Source organism: Pseudarthrobacter enclensis, assembly GCF_030811655.1.
GTDB lineage: Bacteria > Actinomycetota > Actinomycetes > Actinomycetales > Micrococcaceae > Arthrobacter > Arthrobacter enclensis_A.
In genome coordinates this window covers 65,420-88,078 of the sequence record NZ_JAUSRE010000002.1, presented here as the reverse complement: position 1 = coordinate 88,078, position 22,659 = coordinate 65,420, and the positions used below count along the sequence as shown (strand labels likewise).

Genomic DNA, 22,659 nt, shown 5'->3' with positions numbered 1-22,659 from the left:
TTTCGTACCTGATGAGGAGAAGGCTTTGGAGCAGGTCAACGGCGATACCCTGGCAGCAGCACGCAAGGTGATCGCGGTGCACATCAACTACCCCAGCCGGGCTGCCCAGCGGGGCCGCACCCCGGCGCAGCCGTCCTACTTCCTCAAGCCTTCCAGTTCCCTGGCCCTTGGCGGTAGCCCCGTGGAGCGCCCGGCCGGCTGCGAACTGCTCGGCTATGAGGGCGAGATCGCCCTGGTCATCGGCAAGGCGGCGCGCCGCGTTTCGCTGGATGACGCCTGGAGCCACGTTGCGGCCATTACCGCCAGCAACGACCTCGGCGTGTACGACCTGCGCTGGGCGGACAAGGGCTCCAATCTCCGGTCCAAGGGCGGCGACGGATTCACCCCGGTGGGCCCGGAACTGATCCCGGCAGACGCCGTCGACCCTTCACAACTGCGGATCCGTACCTGGCACAACGGTGAGCTGGTCCAGGACGACACCACCGAAGACCTGCTCTTCCCCTTTGCGCGGCTCGTCGCGGACCTGTCCCAGCTGCTCACCCTGGAGGAGGGCGACATCATCCTCACCGGTACCCCCGCCGGCGCCTCGGTCGCGACGCCGGGCGACGTCCTGGAAGTGGAAGTGGAGACGGTGGACGGCAGCCTCAGCACCGGGCGGCTGATCACCACAGTGGAGGAAGGCACGACGGCGTTCGCCGACTTTGGTGCCCAGCCCAAGGTTGATGACCTGCAGCGGGAGGAAGCCTACGGATCCCGGAAAGCTGCAGGTTTGGCGGCCCCTGCGAGTGTTCTGACCCCTGAGCTGAAGGCCAAGCTGGAGTCGGTTGCCACCGCCACGCTGTCCTCCCAGATGCGCAAGCGCGGCCTTAATAACGTCAGCATCGACGGGCTGCAGGCCACCCGCCCGGACCGGCGCGTGGTGGGGCTGGCCCGGACCCTGCGCTACGTGCCCAACCGCGAGGATCTCTTCAAGACCCACGGCGGCGGCTTCAACGCCCAGAAACGCGCCATCGACTCCGTGGACGAAGGCGAGATCCTGGTGATGGAAGCCCGCGGCGAAAAAGGAACCGGCACTGTTGGTGACATCCTGGCCCTCCGTGCCCAGGTCCGCGGCGCAGCAGCGATCATCACCGACGGCGGCGTCCGCGACTACTCGGCTGTCGCCGACCTTGAGATGCCAACGTACTTCTCCAATCCGCACCCCGCCGTGCTGGGCCGCCGCCACATCCCATGGGACACGGACATCACCATCGCATGCGGCGGAGCCACCGTTCAGCCCGGCGACATCATCGTGGCCGACTCCGACGGCATCCTGGTGATCCCGCCGGCCATCGCCGAGGAACTGGTGGAGGACTCCATCCAGCAGGAAAGGGAAGAGACCTTCATCTTCGAGATGGTCAAGCAGGGCAACAGCGTGGACGGCCTTTACCCCATGAACTCGGAGTGGCAGGCGCGGTACAAGGAATGGGAAGCGAAGGCCAATGACTGAGACCACAATGGCTGTCGGAAGCAAGTCCGAACAGGCCTACCAGGCCGTCAAGGCCCGGATCGTCGAAGGCACCTACACCCCCGGCTACCGCCTGGTACTGGGCTCCATCGCCAAGGACCTTGGTTTCAGCGTGGTCCCGGTCCGCGAGGCCATCCGGCGGCTCGAGGCCGAAGGGCTGGTGACGTTTGAACGGAACGTCGGCGCCACCGTCGCGGGGATCGACCCCACCGAGTATCTCTACACCATGCAGACCCTCAGCATTGTGGAGGGTGCCGCCACCGCCATGTCCGCCCCGCTGATCGGTCCCGCCGCCGTGGCCCGGGCCCGCGCCGTGAATGAAGAGATGCGGGAGTGCCTGGACCACTTCGATCCCGTCCGGTTCACGCAGCTCAACCAGGACTTCCACAGTGTCCTGTTTGAGCACTGCCCCAACCCGCACATCCTGGACCTGGTGCACCGCGGCTGGAACCGGCTCGCATCCCTCCGGTCCTCCACCTTCCGCTTTGTCCCCGGCCGCGCCCGCGACTCGGTGGAGGAACACGAAAACCTGCTGAAGCTCATCGAAAGCGGAGCCGACGCAGAACAGATCGAAAAAGCCGCCAGGCTCCACCGCTCCGCCACCCTGGACGCGTACCTGGCCCAGACCAACCACTGACACGCAGTTAGGACTTCAACGATGACGACCTCAGTAGAAACCAGCAAGCACTACATTCCCGAGGACCTGCCCACCCACATCCAGCACTACATCAACGGCCAGTTCGTTGACTCCGTGGGCGGCAAGACCTTCGACGTCCTGGACCCGGTTTCCAACCGGAACTACGCCACCGCCGCGGCCGGCCAGAAGGAGGACATTGACCTCGCCGTAGCCGCCGCCCGCGAAGCGTTCGTAAACGGCCCCTGGCCGAAGATGAAGCCGCGCGAACGCGCCCGCATCCTGAACCGGATCGCCGACGCCGTCGAGGCCCAGGAAGCGCGCCTCGCCGAACTCGAAACCTTCGACACCGGCCTGCCCATCACCCAGGCCAAGGGCCAGGCCCTCCGTGCTGCCGAGAACTTCCGGTTCTTCGCGGACCTGATCGTGGCCCAGTTCGACGACGCCATGAAGGTCCCCGGCTCGCAGATCAACTACGTCAATCGCAAGCCGATCGGCGTCGCAGGGCTCATCACCCCGTGGAACACCCCGTTCATGCTCGAGTCCTGGAAGCTCGCCCCGGCCTTGGCCACCGGCAACACCGTGGTCCTCAAGCCGGCCGAGTTCACCCCGCTCTCGGCCTCGCTCTGGGCCCAAATCTTCAAGGACGCCGGGCTGCCGGACGGCGTCTTCAACCTGGTCAACGGCCTGGGCGAGGAAGCAGGGGACGCCCTGGTCAAGCATCCGGACGTCCCGCTGATCTCCTTCACCGGCGAGACCACCACCGGCCAGACGATCTTCCGCAACGCCGCCGCCAACCTCAAGGGCCTGTCCATGGAGCTCGGCGGCAAGTCCCCCTGTGTCGTCTTCGCGGACGCAGACCTGGACGCCGCCATCGATTCGGCCCTGTTCGGTGTGTTCTCCCTCAACGGCGAACGCTGCACCGCCGGGTCCCGCATCCTGGTGGAGCGCGCCATCTACGACGAGTTCTGCGAGAAGTACGCCGCCCGGGCCAGGAACATCGTGGTGGGCGATCCCCACGACCCCAAGACCCAGGTGGGCGCCCTGGTCCACCCCGAGCACTACGAGAAGGTGGCCTCCTACGTGGAGATCGGCAAGTCCGAGGGCCGGCTCCTGGCCGGCGGCGGCCGCCCCGGCCACCTGCCCGAAGGCAACTACATCGCACCCACGGTGTTCGCCGACGTCGCGCCGGACGCCCGGATCTTCCAGGAGGAAATCTTCGGACCCGTCGTGGCCATCACCCCGTTCGAGAACGACGACGAGGCCCTCGCCCTGGCGAACAACACCAAGTACGGCCTGGCCGCCTACATCTGGACCCAGAACCTGACCCGCGCCCACAACTTCTCGCAGAACGTCGAGGCCGGCATGGTGTGGCTGAACAGCCACAACGTCCGCGACCTGCGCACCCCGTTCGGCGGCGTCAAGGCCTCCGGGCTGGGCCACGAGGGCGGGTACCGCTCCATCGACTTCTACACCGACCAGCAGGCCGTGCACATCACGCTCGGCACCGTCCACACCCCCAAGTTCGGCGCGTAAGCGCACCTACCCACCTTTCAAAGAAGAGAGCATCCAATGACTAACTTCGTTCCCACCCCCACCGTCCCGGCACCGGACATCGTCCGCTGCGCCTACATGGAAATCGTGGTCACCGACCTCGCCAAGTCCCGCGAGTTCTACGTGGACGTCCTGGGCCTGCACGTGACCGAGGAAGACGAGAACGCGATCTACCTCCGCTCACTGGAGGAGTTCATCCACCACAACCTGGTCCTCCGCAAGGGCCCCGTCGCCGCCGTCGCTGCCTTCGCCTACCGGGTGAAGTCCCCCGCCGAGGTGGACGCCGCCGAGGCCTACTACCGCGAGCTTGGCTGCCGGGTGGAGCGCCGCAAGGAAGGCTTCACCAAAGGCATCGGCGACTCCGTCCGCGTGGAGGACCCGCTGGGCTTCCCCTACGAATTCTTCTACGACGTGGAGCACGTGGAGCGCCTCACCCAGCGCTACGATCTCTACTCCGCCGGTGAACTGGTCCGCCTGGACCACTTCAACCAGGTCACCCCGGACGTCCCCAAAGGCCGCAAGTACCTGGAGGACCTGGGCTTCCGTGTCTCCGAGGACATCAAGGACTCCGACGGCGTCACCTACGCCGCGTGGATGCACCGCAAGCAGACCGTCCATGACACCGCCCTGACCGGCGGCAACGGCCCGCGCATGCACCACGTTGCGTTCGCCACGCACGAGAAGCACAACATCATCCAGATCTGCGACAAGATGGGCGCCCTGCGCATCAGCGACCGGATCGAACGCGGCCCCGGCCGGCACGGCGTCTCCAACGCCTTCTACCTCTACATCCTGGACCCGGACGGGCACCGCATCGAGATCTACACCCAGGACTACTACACCGGCGACCCGGACAACCCCACCATCACGTGGGACGTCCACGACAACCAGCGCCGCGACTGGTGGGGCAACCCCGTGGTCCCGTCCTGGTACACCGAGGCCTCCCTGGTCCTGGACCTGGACGGCAACCCGCAGCCGGTCATCGTCCGCGAAGAAAAGTCCGAGATGGCCGTGACCGTGGGCGCCGACGGCTTCTCCTACACCCGCAAGGACGGCGCGCCGGAAGGTGACCGGACCGGCTTCAAGCTGGGAGTCCAGGTCTAACCATGCTGGAGCCGACGACGATTGAGGCCATCGCGGACGAACTGGTGCAAGCCGGCCGGACCCGCACCCCTGTCCCCCGCCTGACCGCCCGCTACCCCGAGATGACGGTGGAGGACTCCTACGCGGTGCAGCAGCTGTGGCGCCGCCGGAACGAGGACGCAGGCCGGACCCTGGTGGGGCGCAAGATCGGCCTCACGTCCAAGGCCATGCAGGCCGCCACCGGCATCACCGAACCGGACTACGGCGCCATCTTCGACGACATGGTGCTGGAAACCGGCTGCTCCGTGGAGTGGGACCGGTACACGCATCCGCGGGTGGAGGTGGAACTGGCGTTCGTCCTGAAAGACGGGCTGAAGGGCCCGGGCGTCACCATCTTCGATGTCCTGAAGGCCACCGACTACGTGGTTCCGGCCCTCGAAATCCTGGACTCCAGGATCGAGATGGAGGGCCGGACCATCGTGGACACCATCTCGGACAACGCCGCGATGGGTGCCATGGTGATCGGCGGCAACCCGGTCAAGCCGGACGCGGTGGACCTCCGCTGGGTCTCCGCCATCCTCTACAAGAACCAGACCGTGGAGGAAACCGGTGTGGCCGCCGGAGTCCTGGACCACCCTGCCAACGGGGTCCACTGGCTGGCCAACAAGATCGCCGCCCATGGTGACTCTTTGAAGGCCGGGGATATCATCCTGGCGGGGTCCTTCACCCGTCCCCTGTGGGTCTACAAGGGCGACACCGTGCACGCTGACTACGGCCCCCTGGGCGTTGTGACATGCCGTTTCGAGTAGAGGACACTTTCCGCTCCGCCTTGGCTGAAGCGGGCCGTCCGCTCGCCGGGATGTGGGTCTGCTCCGGCAGCCCGCTGATCGCCGAACTCTGCGCCGGCGCCGGCCTGGACTGGCTCCTGGTGGACGCCGAGCACAGCCCCAACGGACTCGAATCCATCCTCGCCCAGCTGCAGGCCGTCCACGGCTACCCGGTCCACACCCTGGTCCGGCCGCCGGTCAACGACACCGTGGTGATCAAGCAGTACCTGGACCTTGGGGTGCAGAACCTGCTGATCCCCATGGTCAACTCCGTGGCCGAGGCTGAAGCCGCGGTGGCCGCGACCCGCTACCCCCCGCAGGGTGTCCGCGGAGTGGGCTCCGCACTGGCCCGCGCCGCCCGCTGGAACCGGGTACCCGATTACCTGGCCCGGGCCAATGAGTCCATCAGCGTCACCGTCCAGATCGAGTCCGCCGCCGCAGTGGAGTCAGTGGAGGACATCCTCAAGGTCGACGGCGTGGATGCTGTCTTCGTCGGGCCGTCCGACCTTGCCGCCTCAATGGGCCTGCTGGGACAGCAGGAACACCCTGAGGTGCGCTCCGCCGTCGACCACTGCCTCGCTGCCGCCAAGGCGGCCGGCAAACCCGCCGGCGTGAATGCCTTCAATCCCGCCACCGCAGAGCATTACCTCGCAAACGGTGCGGACTTCATCCTGGTGGGCGCCGACGTCGCCCTCCTGGCCCGCGGCTCCGAAGCCCTCGCCGCCAAATACATCAAGCCCGCCGGCGGCGCAGCCCCTGCCAGCTACTGACCTTCCCTTCCTAAGGATTTCCCATGACTGTTACTACTGCGCTGCCCCCTGCCGTCACGCCGGCGCGGGAGGCTTCCCTGCTGGCGTCGGTGCCCACCGGCTTGTTGATCAACGGGGAGTGGGTGGACGCGTCCGACGGCGGGACGTTCGACGTGCACGATCCGGCCACCGGGGAGGTCCTCGCTACGCTCGCGTCGGCCACGAGCGCGGATGCTCTTGCTGCGTTGGACGCGGCCGACGCCGCGCAGGCGTCGTGGGCGCGGACCGCGCCCAGGACCCGGGCGGAGATCCTGCGCCGCGCCTTTGACCTGGTGGTTGAACGTGCGGAGGACTTCGCCCTGCTCATGACCCTGGAAATGGGCAAACCGTTGGCCGAGGCCCGCGGCGAAGTCACCTACGGGGCGGAGTTCCTGCGCTGGTTCGCCGAGGAAACCGTCCGCGACTACGGCCGCTACCTCACCACCCCCGAGGGCAGGAACAAGATCCTGGTCCAGCACAAACCCGTCGGACCCTGCCTGCTGATCACCCCCTGGAACTTCCCGCTCGCGATGGCCACCCGCAAGGTCGCCCCCGCCATCGCCGCCGGCTGCACCATGGTCCTCAAACCCGCCAAACTCACACCCCTGACCGCGCAGTACTTCGCGCAGACCATGCTCGACGCCGGACTCCCGCCCGGGGTCCTGAACGTCGTCGCCTCCTCGTCCGCGTCCGGGATTTCCGGGCCGCTGCTGCAGGACTCCCGGCTGCGGAAGGTCTCCTTCACCGGCTCCACCCCGGTCGGTAAGCGGCTGATGGCCGACGCCGCCCAGAACGTCCTGCGCACCTCGATGGAACTCGGCGGGAACGCCCCCTTCATCGTCTTCGAAGACGCCGACCTCGACGCCGCAGTTGACGGGGCCATGGCGGCGAAAATGCGGAACATGGGCGAAGCCTGCACCGCAGCCAACCGCTTCCTCGTCCACGAAACCGTCGCGGCCGAGTTCACCGCCAAATTCGCCAAAGCCATGGCAGCCCTCACCACCGGCCGCGGCACCGACCCCGACACCACCGTCGGGCCGCTCATCGACGGCGGGGCCCGGGACGACGTCCATGCCTGGTCTCTGCCGCCATCGAGGCCGGAGCAACCGCGGTAACCGGCGGCGCCCCCGTGGACGGGCCCGGCTACTTCTACCAGCCCACCGTCCTGGCCAACGTCCCCAACGACGCCGCCATCCTGGGCCAGGAAATCTTCGGACCCGTCGCCCCCATCACCACCTTCACCACCGAAGAAGACGCCATCACACTCGCCAACAGCACCGAGTACGGGCTCGCGTCCTACCTCTACTCCCGCGACTTCAACAAACTCCTGCGCGTCGCGGAACAGATCGAGTTCGGCATGGTCGGGTTCAACGCCGGAATCATCTCCAACGCCGCAGCACCCTTCGGCGGCGTCAAACACTCAGGACTCGGCCGCGAAGGCGGCACCGAAGGCATCACCGAATACACCACCACCCAATACATCGGCATCAACAACCCCTACGCCGGCTGACAGCCCGGAAAAGCACCTCCCACCCTGCTCCAAAGGGGTGGCAGGTGCTTTAAGGTTGGTCAGCCAACGGGGGCAGCCGGCCTTAGTCTCCTTCGCCGGCCGCGGGAAGTGTCACGTACGTCCCCTGGGCCCTGCTGCCGTTTCCGGGAAGGGCCCCTGGCAGCGAGACGTAGCTGCCCCTCAGCTGCGGCGACACTTCCTGGCCGGCGGGCAGGGTGACGTAGCTGCCCTCCGGGTGCGGCGACACTTCCGAGCCGGCGGGTAACGTAACGTAGCTGCCCCCTCGGGAGATATCGGCAGCTGCTGGTGCGGGGGCTTCAGTGCGCTCGGCCTCTAAAGTCATGATGTTCTCCTGCTTGCGGGGGCGACGGCGCGCAACCCGGACACCTGTGCCCGCGGCGGCGCACTAAGAGCCGTGGTATCCGCTGCTGGGGTGGTTGGAGGGGTCGTTTGCCTGGATCCGGGGAGGAGTTGCCCGGCGTTTCTCGAGGCTTCGCCGGCCTGACGTCGATTCTAGGGTTAATCTGACAAGTTCACAATAAGGTTGTGCAGTTTTTTGTGCCGTTCCCTCCAGGCCAAAGGTCCTGCGCACAAAGACAAGAGCCGTGGACCGGCCCTAACCCACACTGGGGAGTAACCCGCTACGCCGACCGGCTGGCGTCCTTGCCTACTCGAAGTGGAGTATCCCTTGGAAACCTATGATGCGCTCCTCGCGTCCATTGCCCCCGACTCCGGCACAGGCCGGACCATCTTTGACCCGGCAACCGGTGAAGCCGTGGGCGAAGCCCCCATCCACGACCTCGATTACCTGGAAAATGCCGTGGCCGCAGCCGTCGCTGCCCAGCCCGCCTGGGCTGCCCTGGGCCACGACGCCCGGTCAGCCGCGCTCCTGAAAGCAGCCGACGCCGTCGAACGCTCCGCCGAGGAACTGGCCCAACTGCTCTCCCGCGAGCAGGGCAAGCCGCTCAACGGCCCCAATGCCCGGTTCGAAGTCGGCGCCTGCGTCGCGTGGCTGCGTGCCACCGCCGGCCTGCCGCTGGAACCGGAAACCATCGTGGACGACGGCGAGACCCGGGCCGAACTGCACTACCGGCCCATCGGCGTCGTCGGCGCCATCGGCCCCTGGAACTGGCCCATGATGATCGCCGTCTGGCAGCTGGCCCCGGCCCTGCGCATGGGCAACGCCGTAGTCGTCAAGCCCTCCGGCAACACCCCGCTGTCCGTCCTGGCCCTGGTCAAAGTCCTCAATGAGGAACTCCCGGAAGGCATCCTTTCGGTGGTCTCCTGCGGCCGCGACGTGGGCGCGCGACTGACCGACCACCCCGCGATCGGCAAGATCATGTTCACCGGTTCCACCGCCGGCGGCCGCGCCATCATCAAGTCCTCCGCCGACACCGTCAAGCGCCTCACCCTGGAACTGGGCGGCAACGACGCCGGCATCGTCCTGCCGGATGCCGACCCCAAAGCCATCGCGCAGGACATCTTCTGGGGTGCGTTCCTGAACACCGGCCAGACCTGCGCCGCCTTGAAGCGCCTCTACGTCCACGATAGCATCTACGACGCCGTCTGCGAGGAGCTCGTATCGGTGGCCAGGCAGATGCCCATGGGCAACGGCCTGGACGAGAACAACGTCCTGGGTCCGCTGCAGAACAAGGCACAGTACGACGTCGTAGCGAACCTCGTAGAGGCGCCCAGGGCCTCCGGAGCACGCGTCCTCCTCGGCGGAAACCCGGACACCAGCCAGCCCGGCTACTTCTACCCCACCACTCTCGTGGCCGACATCGACAACGACAACCCGCTGGTGGCAGAGGAACAGTTCGGGCCCGCCCTGCCCATCATCCGCTACAGCACCATCGACGAAGCAGTGGAAAAAGCGAACGGGCTCGACGTCGGCCTGGGCGCCTCCGTCTGGTCCCGCGACCTGAAGGCCGCCCGTGAGGTCGCCGCCCGCATCCAGGCAGGCACCGTCTGGATCAACCGGCACGGCGCCGTGGACCCCCGTATCCCCTTCGGGGGCGCCAAGCAGTCCGGCTACGGGGTGGAGTTCGGCGTCGAAGGACTCAAGGCGCTGGGCGTGCCGCAGGTCATCAACGGCTGAGAGGTCCTGGAAACGGGAGCCCCGCATGCCAACCGGCGTGCGGGGCTCCCGGGCTTTTGGTCCTGGCTACCCCATGGCCGGGGCGGTGGACGTGCGCCCGGCGAACTGCCGGCGGGCCCACCGGGCAAGCTTCTTGCCCTTGCCCTTCCACCAGTTGTCCTCGTCCTGGTTGTGGTGGAACCGGAAAACAATGGCCACCAGCACGAACATTCCCATCACCACATCCACCCAGGACGACATCACCAGGGCCACGAAGACCGTCATGGCGTTGGCCATGACCGACGGGATCGCCAGCGTGCGGAACACGGTGCTGGCCACGTAGCGGCGGTGCGATCTCGGGACGGACAATTCACGGACCATGTCGAAGCAGACGCACACCACCACTATGGTCTGCCCGAGGGCCAGCAGGATCTGGCCCGGCATTGAGCTGCTGAAGGCAGCCACGGACTGCATTCCCGGACTCATGGCCGGGCCTTGCGGTTGAAACCTTTGCTGAGAACCTTAAGCACGAAAACCCCCGGAACTTGTGGAACCACCGCCGCTGATCCGGCGATGGTTCCATTCAAGTTCCGGGGGTTCGTCCGGACACGAGTAGTGGGTACTCTAATTTTCCCGGCTGCCGGAGAGCGGTACTTGCTGTCCCGGGCTTCTACTGGCCTGGGTTCTACTGGCCGATCGCCCTGGGGCGCCACAGCACCACGGCCTGTGACCGCGGACGGGGCCGCTGTCCCCGGGCCAGGCTCACCACGTCACCGGCTGCGCCGGCGGCGAAGATCCGGGAGTCCACGGACCGGGGGCGCCGCCCGAGTTCCTCGGTGAGTTCCGAGATGCGGCTTTGGAGGGCGGCCACCTGGTTTTCGAGCTCCAGGATGCGCTTGATCCCCTCCAGCGATACGCCTTCCTGGGACAGCCGCTGCACTTCCCGCAGCATGTTCACGTCACGCTGTGAGTAGCGCCGGGACTTGCCGGGCGCACGGCTGGGCTTGACGATGCCAAGCCTGTCGTACTGCCGCAGGGTCTGCGGGTGCATGTCCGCCAGTTCGGCCGCCACGGAGATCACGAAGATCGGCTGGTCAGCACTGATGTCCACGGCTCACCTCCGACCCTAGAGCCGGGCCTTGGCTGCCAGGCCCTCGCGGACGTCCGCCGACGCCGTGGCTTCGGCGAACGCCTTGACCGCAGCTTCGGCGTCCTTGTTGAGGTTCTTGGGGACGGCGACGTCGATGGTCACCAGGAGGTCGCCGGTGCCCTTGGAGGTCTTCACGCCTTTGCCCTTCACCCGCAGGGTACGGCCCGACGGCGTTCCCGCCGGCACGCGCACCTTCACTTTGTCGCCGTCGATGGTGGGAACTTCGATGTCCGCTCCCAAGGCAGCTTCCGGGAAGGTGACGGGAACGTGGATACGCAGGTTGTCGCCGTCGCGCGTGTAAAAGGCGTGCGGCTGGACGGAAACGGACACCACAAGGTCACCGTTGCCGGCCGCACCGGGCTGGCCCTTGCCGCGCACGCGGACCTTCTGGCCGTCCTTGATGCCGGCGGGAACACGGACGTCAATGACCTCGCCGCTGGGTTCACGCAGGCCGATGGTGGTGCCGCGGATGGAACCGGCGAAGGAAATGCTGGTGGAGGCGGTCCGGTCGGCGCCCTTCTGCGGCGTGCGCTGGAACCCGGGGGACCCGCCGAATCCGCCAAAGAGGTCGGCGAACTCAGGCGGGATACCGCCGCCGGCGGGGTTGAACCCACCAGCGTGACGTCCGGTGTTGCCGGTGAAGAGGCCACCGAACATGTCCTCGAACCCGCCGTTGGGGGCCCCGGCGCCGCCGGGGGCAAAGCGGGCACCGCTGCCCATGGCCCGGATGGCGTCATACTGCTGGCGCTCATCGGGGTCCGAGAGCACCGAATAGGCCTCCGAGATGTCCTTGAACTTCTTCTCGGAAGCAGCGTTTCCTGCGTTCGTATCAGGGTGGTGCTGCCGCGCCAGCTTCCGGTAGGCCTTCTTGATATCGGCATCGGAAGCGTCCTTGGCAACACCAAGGATCTTGTAAAAGTCCTTGTCCACCCAATCCTGGCTAGCCAATGGCGTTTCCTTTCAAGTCTCTTAACTAATAGCTCTCCGCGGTACAGGGGCCCCCGCCCCTACGCGTGGTGGCTCGGTCCTGACGGACCAAGCCACCACGCTCCGGCAGGCCCGATGCCACTCCCGGGGCCCCTGTACCGCTGCGAGCTTCGTGGTTACCTCACCTTAGGCGAGGTGACCGTTGGCGCGGAGGCCGGATATGGGGCGGCGGTGTGGAGGGCACCGCGAAGCGGGCACCGCCCCATATCCGGCGTAGCGCCTGGTGACCGACTACGCAGGGACCGCGACGATGACCTGGGCTGCGCGGAGGACGCGTTCTCCTGATTTGTAGCCTGAGCGGAGGACCTGGCTGACGGTGTCAACCTCGATGTCTTCGCCGGGCTGCTGGATCAGGGCCTCGTGGATCGTGGGATCGAACTCCACGCCGGTCTCGTTGATGCGGACCAGGCCGTAGGTCTTCAGCGCGTTCTCCAGTTTGTTGGCGATCGCGGCGAAGGGCCCGTCGGTGAGGTCGCCGTGCTGCCGGGCGGCGTCGACGTCGTCCAGGACCGGGAGCAGGGAGTTCAGGACGCCGATGACGGCCATTTCCCCTGCCACGGCGCGGTCGCGTTCAACGCGCTTGCGGTAATTGACGTACTCAGCCTGGAGGCGGAGGAGGTCGTTGCGCAGTTCGGCCGCCTCGGCGTTGCCGGAGCCGGCCGGGACGCCCTGGGCCACGGAGTCCTCCGCCGGCACGTCCACGCCGTTGAGAATCTCCTCGGCCTGGGCCAGGGCGTCGCCGTCGGAATCCGCCGGGGAACCGGTCCCGTGGGCGGACTGGCCGCCCTCGGGGTGCCGGGCCTGGCCGGTCACCGGGTCAACCTTGCGGTTGTCCCGGATGACCGGTTCCTGGCCGTTGCCCTGATTGGCGTCATGGTTCGCGGATGAGTTGTGCTCTTCCTCGTTACCGTGGTGCGGCATGGCTACTTCTTCGCTTCGTCTTCGTCGATGATCTCGGCGTCGACGATGTCCTCATCGGCCTTGCTGCCCGCAGAGGCACCTGAGGCACCCTGGGCACCGGCAGCGCCGGCACCGTCCGGCGAACCGGCCTGGGAGTAGATGGCTTCGCCGAGCTTGGTCTGGGAAGCCTGCAGCTTCTCGAATGCGGACTTCACAGCGGCGTCGTCGGTGCCTTCGAGGGCCTTCTTGAGGCTGTCGACGTCGCCCTGGACCTCGGTCTTGACCTCTTCGGGCAGCTTGTCCGCGTTGTCGGCGATCAGCTTGTCCACGGAGTAGGCCAGCTGCTCGGCCGTGTTGCGGGTGTCGGTCGCCTCGCGGCGGGCCTTGTCCTCGGCTGCGTGCTCTTCAGCGTCACGGACCATCCGGTCGATGTCCTCCTTGGAGAGGCTGGAGCCGCCCGTGATGGTCATGGACTGTTCCTTGCCGGTGCCCTTGTCCTTCGCGGACACGTGGACAATGCCGTTGGCGTCGATGTCGAAGGTGACCTCGATCTGCGGGATGCCGCGCGGTGCCGGGGCGATGCCGGTGAGCTCGAACGTGCCCAGCGGCTTGTTGTCCCGGGTGAACTCACGTTCGCCCTGGAAGACCTGGATGGCCACGGACGGCTGGTTGTCGTCGGCCGTGGTGAAGGTCTCGGACCGCTTGGTGGGGATGGCGGTGTTGCGTTCGATCAGGTGCGTCATCACGCCACCCTTGGTCTCGATGCCGAGGGACAGCGGGGTGACGTCGATCAGCAGGACGTCCTTGCGCTCACCCTTCAGCACACCGGCCTGCAGGGCTGCGCCGACTGCCACGACCTCGTCCGGGTTGACGCCCTTGTTGGGCTCCTTGCCGCCGGCCAGTTCCTTCACCAGCTCGGAGACCGCGGGCATACGGGTTGAACCGCCCACCAGTACGATGTGGTTGATGTCGGAAAGCTTGATGCCGGCTTCCTTGATGACATCGTGGAACGGCTTCTTGGTGCGCTCCAGCAGGTCCTTGGTGAGGTCCTGGAACTTGGCGCGGGTCAGCTGCTCGTCCAGGTGGACCGGGCCGTCGGGGGTGACGGAGAGGTACTGGAGCGAGACGTTGGTGCTGGAGGAGGAGGACAGTTCCTTCTTGGCCTGCTCGGCAGCTTCACGAAGGCGCTGCAGGGCGATCTTGTCCTTGGAGAGGTCGATGCCCTTGACCTTGAGCTGGTTCAGCAGGTAGTCAACGACGCGCTGGTCCCAGTCGTCGCCGCCCAGGCGGTTGTCACCGGCGGTGGCGCGGACCTGGATGGTGGAGAAGTTGTCTTCATCCTTGCCGACCTCCAGCAGCGAGACGTCGAACGTACCGCCACCGAGGTCGAAGACCAGGATGAGTTCGTCTTCCTTGCCCTTGTCCAGGCCGTAGGCGAGTGCCGCGGCGGTGGGTTCGTTGACGATGCGCAGGACGTTCAGGCCGGCAATTTCGCCGGCTTCCTTGGTGGCCTGGCGCTCGGCGTCGTTGAAGTAGGCCGGGACGGTGATGACGGCGTCGGTGACCTTTTCGCCCAGGTACGACTCGGCGTCGTTCTTGAGCTTCATGAGGATGCGGGCGGAGATTTCCTGCGGGGTGTACTTCTTGCCATCGATGTCCACCTTCCAGTCAGTGCCCATGTGGCGCTTGACCGAAGCGATGGTGCGCTCGATGTTGTTGACGGCCTGGCGCTTGGCGATTTCACCAACCAGAACCTCGCCGGACTTGGAGAATGCAACGACCGACGGCGTGGTGCGGCCACCCTCGGCGTTGGCAATAACGGTGGGCTCGCCACCTTCGAGAACGGAGACGACGGAGTTGGTGGTTCCGAGGTCGATACCTACTGCACGTGACATGTGTTGCTTCCTTCTTTCCTTGGAAACTGGTTGGCGCCCTAAGCATTGAGCGTTCTGCACTCAACTCTACTCAGGGCGCCAGCGATGTCAATCCAAAGTTGAGCGAAGGACGCTCAACTTTGGGGGCTACGCACAGATTCAGCCTTCACGTTCCGCGGATTTTCGCCGCCACAGCCGCAAAAGTTCGACGGCGGCGGGCAGGTTCGCTTTCGGAGAACGGCTGTGCGGAGGTGCTCAGCGCTCCGTGCCGCGGTCTCCGTGCAGGGGGCCGCGCTCGTCGTCCGTTGCCTGGACCTGGCCTGCCGTGAGCCCTTCGCGGATGGCTTGCTCGGTGCGGGCGCCACCGGTCGAGCCGGCATCGCCGTAGTCGCCTTCCTCGTATTCACCGTCAGCGGCACCCCGTTCGGGCTCATTGATCGTGCCGGCATCGCCATAGTCGCCGTCCACATACTGCCCGCCCTCACCCTCCAGCCCCGGTGCACTGCTGGCCCTGCGGGGCACCTCGGCGGCAACTTCAGGATTCTCAGTCATGGTGCATCTCTCCTTCGAGGCTCGGCGTCCTTGGGGGGCGCACTTGGCAGTCTATCGACGGAGCGGGCGCACCAACAGGGCTGCGACGGCCCCGCCTCAGCCGACCGCCGGCGGCAGGCCCGCGACGCCGGCCAGGACTGAAAGATGGTGCTCGAAGAGCTCCGCCGGGGCCGTGAAGGTGTCCGGCCCGTACTGGTTGAACACCTCGAAGCTCACCGCACCGAAGAGTGAACTCCACACCAGGACGCCACGGGCCACAAGCTCCTCCGGCATCGCCAACCCGAACTGCTTCCGGATGGCGGCCAGGTTCCCTGCCAGCGTGGGCGGCAATTGCGGGGACGGTCCCGCAGCCGCAAGACATCCCGCCCTGGAGGCGGACTCCAGGATGCCGATCAGGCTCACAATGACACGGGTGCCCGGTGCGGTGGTGCGGTCGGCCGGCGCGTTGTAGCCCGGAACCGGGCTGCCGAACAGGAGTGAGTAACAGGCAGGTTCCCGGAGGGCCCACGTCCGGACCGCCCGGCCCAGCGCTGCGAAGCGGCCAAAGTGATCCCCTTCCGGGGCCTCGCCCACAGCCGCATCCACCTCATCCCCCAGCTCATCGAAGGCATCGATGAGCAGAAGCGTCAGCAGTTCATCCCGGCTCTCCACGTAGCGGTAGACGGCGGAGGACACCACCCCCAAGTCCCTTGCCACGGCGCGCAGGGAGAGCGCAGCCGCCCCGTCAGTGGCCAGGTGCTGCCGGCCCAGCCGGACAATGTCCGCCACGGTCTGCACCCTTGCCCGCTGCCGCGGCGTCAGCGGGCGGGACTTGCCGGCAGTGCTGTCGATGTCATCCACAGCTTCAGCATGCCACGAAAGAGAGCAACAGCACCAAAAGAGAGCACCGCTCTTGACTTTTCCTTCAGGCAGCTCCATGCTGGCCTCTAGAGAGCAGTGCTCTCGCTAACTCAAGAGGAGACCAAAGTGTCGGATATGTATGTGGTGACAGGCGCGGGCCCGGTGGGCTGGACGGTCGCAAAGCAGCTGGTGCAGCAGGGGCGCCAGGTCCGCATCCTCACGCGATCAGGAAGTGGGCCGGAGCACCCGCTGATCGAGCGGATCAGCGGGGATGCGATGGATCCGGCGGTTGTGGGGGGCGCCCTTGCCGGCGCGAAAGCGGTCTTCCACTGCATCCACGGGTCGGCCTACACCGCCCAGGCCTGGCGGGCCGAACTCCCGGCCGCCGAGCAGGCGGTACTCAAGGCAGCCCGGGAGGCGGGCGCCGTCGTCGTCTTTCCCGAAGGCCTCTACTCCTACAGCGAGCCGGACCGCGTGATGACCGAGGACAGCCCCCGCCGGGCAGTCGGGGGCAAGCGCGGCGTACGGACGGAGCTGCTGCAGGCCCGCGAGGCCTCACCCACGCCAACGGTGAGCGTGGTGTCGGGCGACTTCTTTGGTCCCCGCGTCCGGATGGCCCACGGCGGCGAACGCATGGTGGCTCCCATCATGGCGGGGAAGAACGTCAGCGTGGTCGGAAGCTCCCGGCAGCCCCACTCGTTCACGTTCGTTCCTGACCTTGCCCGCGCCATGATCGCTGCGGCCGACAGTCCGTCTGCCTGGAACGCCGTATGGCATGCACCCACGGGCCCTGCCATCACCCAGAAGGAACTTGCATCCGCCTTCGCCGCCGCTGCGGGACAGCCCGCCCCCAAGGTTCGCGTCCTCCCCGGCTGGACGCTCCGGGCGGCGGCCCTCATCTCGGCGGATACGCGGGAGCTCGCCGAGATGCTGTACCAGTTTGAACGTCCGTTCGTCATGGACTCAGCGGCGTCCGAGGCAATGCTGGGCGTCAGCCACACCCCATTGGAAACGGCTGCTGCCGCCACCGTGGAATGGTGGCGGCAACAGGGTTAGCCTCCGGCAAAGGCCGGCCTAGCGGCTGGGAACCTCTTCAAGGGGCTCGACGCCGGGCTCCCGCCTGGGGACGGCATTGCCGGCATCCGTCCGGCCCAGTTTGCTGGGCCACCAGATCTTCGGGCCAATGTCGTATGCCAGGGCCGGCACCAGCAGCGAGCGCACCAGGACCGTATCCAGCAGGACGCCGAAGGCCACGATGAAGGCCAGCTGCACCAGGAACATGATGGGAATGACACCCAGTGCAGCGAACGTGGCGGCCAGGACTACGCCGGCCGAGGTGATCACGCCGCCGGTCACCACCAGGCCGCGCAGGATGCCGGGCCTGGTGCCGTGCTTGAGCGATTCCTCGCGGACGCGGCTCATCAGGAAGATGTTGTAGTCCACGCCCAGGGCCACCAGGAAGACGAAGCCGAAGAGCGGAACGGTGGCGTCGGCTCCCGGGAATCCGAAGAGGTTGTTGAACACGAAGGCCGAGACTCCCAGTGCGGCCGCGTAGGACACCACCACCGAGAGCACCAGCAGGACCGGGGCCACGACGGAGCGCAGCAGCAGCATCAGGATGAAGAGGATCACCACCAGGACCACCGGGATGATGACCACCAGGTCGTGCTGGGCGGTGGTGTTGGTGTCCAGTGCCGTAGCAGTCACGCCACCCACCAGGGCACCGGGATCAACGGCCTTCACCTCGGCACGCACGGCCTTGATGGTCTCCTCCGCCTCAAGCGAGTCAGCGGCATTCTTCAGCGTGGCGTTGATGAGGACCTTTCCGTCCCGGACGTCCGGTGCGGTGGGAGCGCCCGGGGCTCCGGTGACGGGCACGCTGCCGCGCCCCAGCAGGTAAGCGTCGCCCACGCCGCCGTCCGCTTTCACCTTGTCCAGCACCTCGGCCGCCTTGCCCTGGTCCGCAACCACGACGGCGGGGCTGCCGCTGCCGGCGTCGAAGTGGCGGGCCAGCGCGTCCTGGCCGTCCACTGCGTTGGAGGCGGTGAGGATGACATCGGTCTGCGGCACGCCGTTGGCTTTCAGCTGGAACAGTCCGCCCGCGGCAACCAGCAGCAGGAGGACCGAGGCCACCCAGATGGTCCTGGGGCGCCGCGACACGAGGGAACCCGTAGCCCGCCAGAGGCCCTTTTGGCCTTCCAGGCCGGTGACCAGGTCCGGTTCGCGCTGGTCCGCAGGAAGGAGCTTGGGCCGGAAGGGCCAGAAGGCGGCCCGGCCCAGCAGTGCCATCAGGGCCGGCAGCAGGGTCAGCGCGGCGAACAGGGCACAGAGGATGCCTGCGGCCGCAACCGGGCCCAGGGCCTTGTTGGAGTTGAGGTCGGAGAAGAGCAGGCACAGCAGCGCGATGATCACGGTGGCCCCGGACGCGAGGATTGGCTCGAAGGATGCCTTCCAGGCCGTGAGGACGGCTGCCGTCCGGTTGGTGGTGTGGGTGAGGGCCTCCCGGAACCGCGCCACGAAGAGGAGGGCGTAGTCCGTGGCGGCGCCGATCACCAGGATGGAGAGGATCCCCTGGCTTTGGCCGTTGAGCTGGATCCAGCCCGCCTTTGCCATGCCGAACACCAGCAGGATGGCGGCGCAGAGGGCGAACACCGAGGTGAGCAGGACCATGATGGGCAGCAGCAGGGACCGGTAGACGATCAGGAGGATGACGAACACCGCGGAGAGTGCCACGAGCAGGAGGATCCCGTCAATGCCGCCGAACGCTGCAGTGAGGTCCGCCGCCAGGCCGGCGGGCCCGGTAACGAAGGTCCGGGCACCCTCCGGGGCCGCCGCCGTGACGGTGTCGCGGAGTTCCTTCACTGCGTCCTTGATCTCGCCCGAGGACCCGATGGGAACCACGAACTGGACTGCCTTGGCGTCCTTCGACGGTATCGGGCCAATCACGGTGCTGCCCAGCTTGAGGTCTTCAAGGGTGGTCTTCAGCTTGGCCAGCTCCCCGAGCTGCTGGGGAGTGAAAGCCTCGTTCTTCTCGATGACGATGATGCCGGGAACCTCGTCCGAGTCCCGGAACTTCGACTGCCAGTCCTGGGCCTCGGTGGCCTCCGCGCTTGCGGGGAGGAAGGACGCCTGGTCATTGGATGAGACCTCCTCCAGGCGCCCGAACGTGGGGCCGCCAACCCCGGCGAGTCCCAGCCAGGTCAGCACCAGGACCACCGGTACCAGCCAGCGAAGCCAGAACGGAACACGTTCCCTGGCGACTTTTGTGCGATTCATGATGCCTTCCGTCCACGAGCAGGGGGAGTAATATTTGTTTCCAGCATAGATTATCTCCACCATAGAGATAAGTGCCAGTCAAGCTTTATGCGGATTGTGTGATCCGGTCAGCAGCAACGTCAGCAGGCGATGTCCCGCGCTGGAGTAATATCCGTCAGGACGCCGGCTCAGAAAGTGGCCCGGCACGGAACGACAGGGAGGTGGAGATGGAAGGAAAGAGCGCTCCCCCGCCATCCCCCTTCGAGCGGTCGGGCCCGGAGTTCGGCCATCCCCTGCTCAGGATCCTGCAGGAGTTCACCATTGAAGCGAACCGCTACGTCGATGCCGCCGGGGAGCGCAAGGACATGCACCGCACTGACATGAACGCCCTGGCTGTGATCATGCGGCATACGGCACGGGGCAACGTGGTGACGCCGGGCCTGCTGCGGAAGGAACTCAACCTGAGTTCGCCGGCCACCACGGCGCTGATCGACCGGCTGGACAGCTCCGGACACGTGGTCCGTGAGCGGCACAGTACGGACCGGCGGCAGGTCCAGCTGAAGATGACTCCAAAGGCCTTCCAGGAGGGCGGGGCCATCTTCGCCCCGCTGGCGCAGCACATGGGCACCGCCATGGCAGGGTTCTCCGAAGCGGAACTGGAAACCGTCACGCGCTTCATGACGGCCATGATCGATGCCACCGTGGCGGCCAGGACGGAATCCGGGTAGCGGGCCCCCGCAAGGGGTAGCGTTTGGTTATGAGTGCGCAGCAGCCTGAAGAAGACGTTTACACGCACGGCCACCACGAGTCCGTGGTCCGGGCCCATGCCGCCCGCACCGCCGAGAACTCGGCCGCCTTCGTTCTCCCGTACCTCACACCCGGGTCAACCCTGCTCGACGTCGGCTGCGGGCCCGGAACCATCACCTGCGATTTCGCCGCCCTTGTCAGCCCGGGCCATGTCACCGGCCTGGACCGCTCGCCTGACGTCATCGCCCAGGCACAGGCACTCGCCGTAGAGCGGGAAGTGCGCAACGTCGAGTTCGTGGCGGGCAACATCTACGACCTGGACTTCCCCGACGAAACGTTCGACGTCGTCCACGCACACCAGGTGCTCCAGCACCTCACGGACCCAGTGGAGGCACTCCGGGAGATGCGGCGGGTGGCCAAGCCTGGCGGCATCGTGGCGGTCCGCGACGCCGACTTCCACGGGATGAGCTGGTACCCGGAAATTCCGGAACTGGACGAATGGATGGATCTGTACCAGCGGATCGCCCGGCGCAACGGAGCAGAGCCCGACGCCGGGCGGCGGCTGGTCAGCTGGGCCCAGTCAGCGGGTTTCACCGACGTCGCTCCCACCAGCAGCAACTGGCTGTACGCCACAGCCCAGCAGCGCCGCTGGCAGGCGCGCGTCTGGGGCGAACGGGTCCTGCATTCCGCCTTCGCTGAGCAGGCACTGGAGTACGGATTCGCCAACGCGGCGGACCTTGCCCGGATTTCGGCCGGCTGGCACCGCTGGGGTTCCACGGACGACGGCTGGTTCCTGATCCCGAACGGCGAGGTGATTGCCCGGGCCTGATCCCTGGTTGTCCACATAGCCGGAACTTCCTTCCCTGCGCAGGATTGGCCGCACGTAGCCTCGGGACATGACGTACTTCGGCGACAACGGCTACTGGTCCGAACCTACTGCGGTGGAGGTTGACCAAGTAGACTTGGTCAACATGGGGCAATACAACGTCCAAGAAGCCAAGACCCGCCTTTCCGAGCTGTTGAACCTTGTGGAGCGCGGTGAGGACGTGGTCATAGCCAAGTCCGGCAGGCCCGTTGCGCGGCTGGTCAAAATAGAGCGGCCCCTCAAGCGGGAGCTGGGCTTCCTTGCTCCGCTCCACATACCCGACGACTTTTACGAGCCTTGGACTGACGAGGAAATGGGAGTTGCCGAGTGACGCAGCTGCTGCTGGATACCCATGTGTTCCTGTGGGCGATCGCCGAGCCCAGGAAACTCTCATCCAAAGCCCGGAATGCGATCACGAAACTCGAAAACCAGGTCTTCGTCTCACCGGTGACAGCCTATGAGCTGTCCTATAAGCACCGGCAGGGAAAGCTCCCCTCCGGAGCTGCGATCGTCACCAGCTTCGGGCGCCAGGTTGCCCACCTTTACGCCTCCGAGATCGGGGTAAGCTCGCCACACGCACTTGCCGCAGGGCAGCTGGACTGGGATCACAAGGACCCGTTCGACCGGATGCTGGCGGCCCAGGCCATGGTGGAAGGGTTCACGCTTGTCACCGCCGACGATCATCTGAGGGCCTTCGAGCCGGTTTCCACGCTCTGGTAAGGGTTCCCCGCCATGGACAACCGGCCTTGGCCATAAGATTGATCAGTGCAATTTTCCCTGTGGCTGGCCCTGGCGGGTGCCGGCGCCCTCATCAGCTTCACCCCCGGAGCCGGGGCCATCAACACCATGAGCAACTCCCTGAATGCCGGATTCCGGCGCTCCATCTGGGGGATCCTCGGGCAGCAGGCAGCCCTCATCGTCCACGTGCTGATTGTGGCCCTGGGCGTCGGCGTGCTCGTGGCCAGCTCGCCCCTCGCCTTCAACGTGATCCGCTACGCCGGGGCGGCCTACCTCGTCTACCTGGGCATCCGCCAGTTCCTCAGCAAGCCATCCGCCGCACAGGAGCAGGCCGCCGCGCTCAGCAACGAGCCCGCCTGGTCCATCTTCCGGCGCGGCTTTTGGGTGAACCTGCTCAATCCCAAAGCGATCGTATTCTTCCTCGCCTTCACGCCGCAGTTCATCCGCCCGGACCAGCCACTGGTCACGCAGTATGCGGTTCTGACGGCCACCATCGTGGCCATCGACATCCTGGTCATGTGGTTCTTCTTTGCCGCCGCGGCGAAGTCATTCCAGCGCTTCACCACCACGGACCAGGGGCAAATGGTCCTCAGCAGGGTGTTCGGCGTCCTGTTCGTGGCTGTCGGCATCCTGCTGGCCCTGATCCACTGACCGAGGCCCCGGCTGGAGCTGCTCAACCACCAAGCAAACGGAGCTGCTGACGCCGACCACGGGCACCATCGTGGGACGTACCCATGCCGGCGCCCGTCATGCATCTTTACAAGGCTGTAA

22 protein-coding genes and 1 pseudogene are annotated in these 22,659 nt (G+C 66.4%); 14 read left to right on the top strand and 9 right to left on the bottom strand.

The features are described 5' to 3' along the window. The first annotated feature begins 25 nt into the window (after positions 1–25). The 7 genes and pseudogenes from J2X98_RS02105 to J2X98_RS02075 all read left to right on the top strand — a co-directional run bounded on the left by J2X98_RS02105 (position 26) and on the right by J2X98_RS02075 (position 7,903). Positions 26–1,489: a fumarylacetoacetate hydrolase family protein gene (locus tag J2X98_RS02105; RefSeq protein WP_307304194.1), complete on the top strand. Its 1,464-nt coding sequence runs from the start codon at positions 26–28 to the stop codon at positions 1,487–1,489. Then, entirely contained in the window at positions 1,482–2,144 is a 663-nt protein-coding gene (locus J2X98_RS02100; RefSeq protein WP_141945407.1) for a GntR family transcriptional regulator, read from the top strand. The genes J2X98_RS02105 and J2X98_RS02100 overlap by 8 nt, the downstream gene beginning before the upstream one ends. A gap of 21 nt (positions 2,145–2,165) precedes the next feature. Then, positions 2,166–3,677, top strand: coding sequence for a 5-carboxymethyl-2-hydroxymuconate semialdehyde dehydrogenase (gene hpaE, locus J2X98_RS02095; protein WP_141945406.1), 1,512 nt, complete (start codon positions 2,166–2,168; stop codon positions 3,675–3,677). Positions 3,678–3,713: 36 nt separating this feature from the next. Continuing rightward, positions 3,714–4,799: a 3,4-dihydroxyphenylacetate 2,3-dioxygenase gene (gene hpaD / locus J2X98_RS02090; RefSeq protein ID WP_141945404.1), complete on the top strand. Its 1,086-nt coding sequence runs from the start codon at positions 3,714–3,716 to the stop codon at positions 4,797–4,799. Between the two features lie 2 nt (positions 4,800–4,801). After that, positions 4,802–5,587, top strand: coding sequence for a 2-oxo-hept-4-ene-1,7-dioate hydratase (gene hpaH / locus J2X98_RS02085; RefSeq protein WP_255173516.1), 786 nt, complete (start codon positions 4,802–4,804; stop codon positions 5,585–5,587). After that, positions 5,572–6,375 carry an HpcH/HpaI aldolase/citrate lyase family protein gene (locus tag J2X98_RS02080; protein WP_307303814.1) on the top strand — a complete coding sequence of 268 codons (804 nt, stop codon included), beginning with the start codon at positions 5,572–5,574 and terminating at the stop codon, positions 6,373–6,375. The genes hpaH and J2X98_RS02080 overlap by 16 nt, the downstream gene beginning before the upstream one ends. A 23-nt stretch (positions 6,376–6,398) precedes the next feature. Continuing rightward, positions 6,399–7,903: pseudogene (locus tag J2X98_RS02075) on the top strand (NAD-dependent succinate-semialdehyde dehydrogenase). Positions 7,904–7,985: 82 nt separating this feature from the next. Here the strand turns inward: J2X98_RS02075 and J2X98_RS02070 are convergent. Then, positions 7,986–8,246 (bottom strand): hypothetical protein, encoded by a 261-nt coding sequence (locus tag J2X98_RS02070; RefSeq protein WP_141945397.1) that lies wholly within the window; start codon positions 8,244–8,246, stop codon positions 7,986–7,988. Between the two features lie 345 nt (positions 8,247–8,591). Here J2X98_RS02070 and J2X98_RS02065 point away from each other — a divergent pair, with 345 nt between their 5' ends. Beyond that, positions 8,592–10,001 carry an aldehyde dehydrogenase family protein gene (locus J2X98_RS02065; RefSeq protein ID WP_307303811.1) on the top strand — a complete coding sequence of 470 codons (1,410 nt, stop codon included), beginning with the start codon at positions 8,592–8,594 and terminating at the stop codon, positions 9,999–10,001. A gap of 66 nt (positions 10,002–10,067) precedes the next feature. Here the strand turns inward: J2X98_RS02065 and J2X98_RS02060 are convergent, their stop codons facing one another. The 7 genes from J2X98_RS02060 to J2X98_RS02030 all read right to left on the bottom strand — a co-directional run bounded on the left by J2X98_RS02060 (position 10,068) and on the right by J2X98_RS02030 (position 16,283). After that, positions 10,068–10,454, bottom strand: a complete 387-nt coding sequence (locus J2X98_RS02060) for a hypothetical protein (protein ID WP_141946723.1) — start codon at positions 10,452–10,454, stop codon at positions 10,068–10,070. A 211-nt stretch (positions 10,455–10,665) separates the two neighbouring features. Continuing rightward, positions 10,666–11,091, bottom strand: coding sequence for a heat shock protein transcriptional repressor HspR (locus tag J2X98_RS02055; RefSeq protein ID WP_141945393.1), 426 nt, complete (start codon positions 11,089–11,091; stop codon positions 10,666–10,668). Between the two features lie 15 nt (positions 11,092–11,106). After that, positions 11,107–12,078 (bottom strand): DnaJ C-terminal domain-containing protein, encoded by a 972-nt coding sequence (locus tag J2X98_RS02050; RefSeq protein WP_174237565.1) that lies wholly within the window; start codon positions 12,076–12,078, stop codon positions 11,107–11,109. A 270-nt stretch (positions 12,079–12,348) separates the two neighbouring features. Then, complete coding sequence (locus J2X98_RS02045; RefSeq protein ID WP_307303807.1) at positions 12,349–13,038, bottom strand: nucleotide exchange factor GrpE; 690 nt, start codon at positions 13,036–13,038, stop codon at positions 12,349–12,351. A 2-nt stretch (positions 13,039–13,040) separates the two neighbouring features. Next, on the bottom strand, positions 13,041–14,912 hold the full coding sequence (gene dnaK, locus J2X98_RS02040; RefSeq protein ID WP_307303806.1) for a molecular chaperone DnaK: 1,872 nt from the start codon (positions 14,910–14,912) through the stop codon (positions 13,041–13,043). A 234-nt stretch (positions 14,913–15,146) separates the two neighbouring features. Next, a complete protein-coding gene (locus J2X98_RS02035; protein ID WP_307303804.1) occupies positions 15,147–15,443 on the bottom strand; it encodes a hypothetical protein in 297 nt (98 codons plus the stop codon). A 96-nt stretch (positions 15,444–15,539) separates the two neighbouring features. Then, positions 15,540–16,283 (bottom strand): TetR/AcrR family transcriptional regulator, encoded by a 744-nt coding sequence (locus J2X98_RS02030; RefSeq protein ID WP_307303802.1) that lies wholly within the window; start codon positions 16,281–16,283, stop codon positions 15,540–15,542. Between the two features lie 135 nt (positions 16,284–16,418). On the opposite strand from J2X98_RS02030, the gene J2X98_RS02025 reads away from it, so the two are divergent. Next, the gene (locus J2X98_RS02025) at positions 16,419–17,339 is read left to right on the top strand and encodes an NAD-dependent epimerase/dehydratase family protein (RefSeq protein WP_307304192.1); all 921 of its coding nucleotides are present in this window, start codon (positions 16,419–16,421) and stop codon (positions 17,337–17,339) included. Between the two features lie 18 nt (positions 17,340–17,357). On the opposite strand, the gene J2X98_RS02020 is transcribed toward J2X98_RS02025, so the two are convergent. Beyond that, positions 17,358–19,559, bottom strand: coding sequence for an MMPL family transporter (locus J2X98_RS02020; protein WP_307303800.1), 2,202 nt, complete (start codon positions 19,557–19,559; stop codon positions 17,358–17,360). 206 nt (positions 19,560–19,765) lie between these two features. Between J2X98_RS02020 and J2X98_RS02015 the strand changes: the two genes are divergently transcribed. The 5 genes from J2X98_RS02015 (at position 19,766) to J2X98_RS01995 (ending at position 22,539) form a co-directional block, all read left to right on the top strand. After that, positions 19,766–20,266 (top strand): MarR family winged helix-turn-helix transcriptional regulator, encoded by a 501-nt coding sequence (locus J2X98_RS02015; RefSeq protein WP_141945381.1) that lies wholly within the window; start codon positions 19,766–19,768, stop codon positions 20,264–20,266. A 29-nt stretch (positions 20,267–20,295) separates the two neighbouring features. Next, positions 20,296–21,114 carry a methyltransferase domain-containing protein gene (locus tag J2X98_RS02010; RefSeq protein ID WP_307303797.1) on the top strand — a complete coding sequence of 273 codons (819 nt, stop codon included), beginning with the start codon at positions 20,296–20,298 and terminating at the stop codon, positions 21,112–21,114. Between the two features lie 67 nt (positions 21,115–21,181). Further along, positions 21,182–21,481: a type II toxin-antitoxin system Phd/YefM family antitoxin gene (locus J2X98_RS02005; protein ID WP_307303795.1), complete on the top strand. Its 300-nt coding sequence runs from the start codon at positions 21,182–21,184 to the stop codon at positions 21,479–21,481. After that, on the top strand, positions 21,478–21,870 hold the full coding sequence (locus J2X98_RS02000) for a type II toxin-antitoxin system VapC family toxin (RefSeq protein WP_307303793.1): 393 nt from the start codon (positions 21,478–21,480) through the stop codon (positions 21,868–21,870). Before J2X98_RS02005 ends, J2X98_RS02000 begins: the two co-directional genes overlap by 4 nt. 45 nt (positions 21,871–21,915) lie before the next feature. After that, positions 21,916–22,539: a LysE family transporter gene (locus J2X98_RS01995; protein ID WP_141945375.1), complete on the top strand. Its 624-nt coding sequence runs from the start codon at positions 21,916–21,918 to the stop codon at positions 22,537–22,539. Positions 22,540–22,659 lie beyond the last annotated feature (120 nt).

What these genes read in the sequence shown, in the direction of transcription:
- J2X98_RS02100 (WP_141945407.1), top strand. Translation starts at nt 1,482, where the DNA reads ATGACTGAGACCACAATGGCTGTCGGAAGCAAGTCCGAACAGGCCTAC.
- hpaE (WP_141945406.1), top strand. Translation starts at nt 2,166, where the DNA reads ATGACGACCTCAGTAGAAACCAGCAAGCACTACATTCCCGAGGACCTG.
- hpaD (WP_141945404.1), top strand. Translation starts at nt 3,714, where the DNA reads ATGACTAACTTCGTTCCCACCCCCACCGTCCCGGCACCGGACATCGTC.
- hpaH (WP_255173516.1), top strand. Translation starts at nt 4,802, where the DNA reads ATGCTGGAGCCGACGACGATTGAGGCCATCGCGGACGAACTGGTGCAA.
- J2X98_RS02080 (WP_307303814.1), top strand. Translation starts at nt 5,572, where the DNA reads ATGCCGTTTCGAGTAGAGGACACTTTCCGCTCCGCCTTGGCTGAAGCG.
- J2X98_RS02070 (WP_141945397.1), bottom strand. Translation starts at nt 8,246, where the DNA reads ATGACTTTAGAGGCCGAGCGCACTGAAGCCCCCGCACCAGCAGCTGCC.
- J2X98_RS02060 (WP_141946723.1), bottom strand. Translation starts at nt 10,454, where the DNA reads ATGCAGTCCGTGGCTGCCTTCAGCAGCTCAATGCCGGGCCAGATCCTG.
- J2X98_RS02045 (WP_307303807.1), bottom strand. Translation starts at nt 13,038, where the DNA reads ATGCCGCACCACGGTAACGAGGAAGAGCACAACTCATCCGCGAACCAT.
- dnaK (WP_307303806.1), bottom strand. Translation starts at nt 14,912, where the DNA reads ATGTCACGTGCAGTAGGTATCGACCTCGGAACCACCAACTCCGTCGTC.
- J2X98_RS02035 (WP_307303804.1), bottom strand. Translation starts at nt 15,443, where the DNA reads ATGACTGAGAATCCTGAAGTTGCCGCCGAGGTGCCCCGCAGGGCCAGC.
- J2X98_RS02025 (WP_307304192.1), top strand. Translation starts at nt 16,419, where the DNA reads ATGTATGTGGTGACAGGCGCGGGCCCGGTGGGCTGGACGGTCGCAAAG.
- J2X98_RS02020 (WP_307303800.1), bottom strand. Translation starts at nt 19,559, where the DNA reads ATGAATCGCACAAAAGTCGCCAGGGAACGTGTTCCGTTCTGGCTTCGC.
- J2X98_RS02015 (WP_141945381.1), top strand. Translation starts at nt 19,766, where the DNA reads ATGGAAGGAAAGAGCGCTCCCCCGCCATCCCCCTTCGAGCGGTCGGGC.
- J2X98_RS02010 (WP_307303797.1), top strand. Translation starts at nt 20,296, where the DNA reads ATGAGTGCGCAGCAGCCTGAAGAAGACGTTTACACGCACGGCCACCAC.
- J2X98_RS02005 (WP_307303795.1), top strand. Translation starts at nt 21,182, where the DNA reads ATGACGTACTTCGGCGACAACGGCTACTGGTCCGAACCTACTGCGGTG.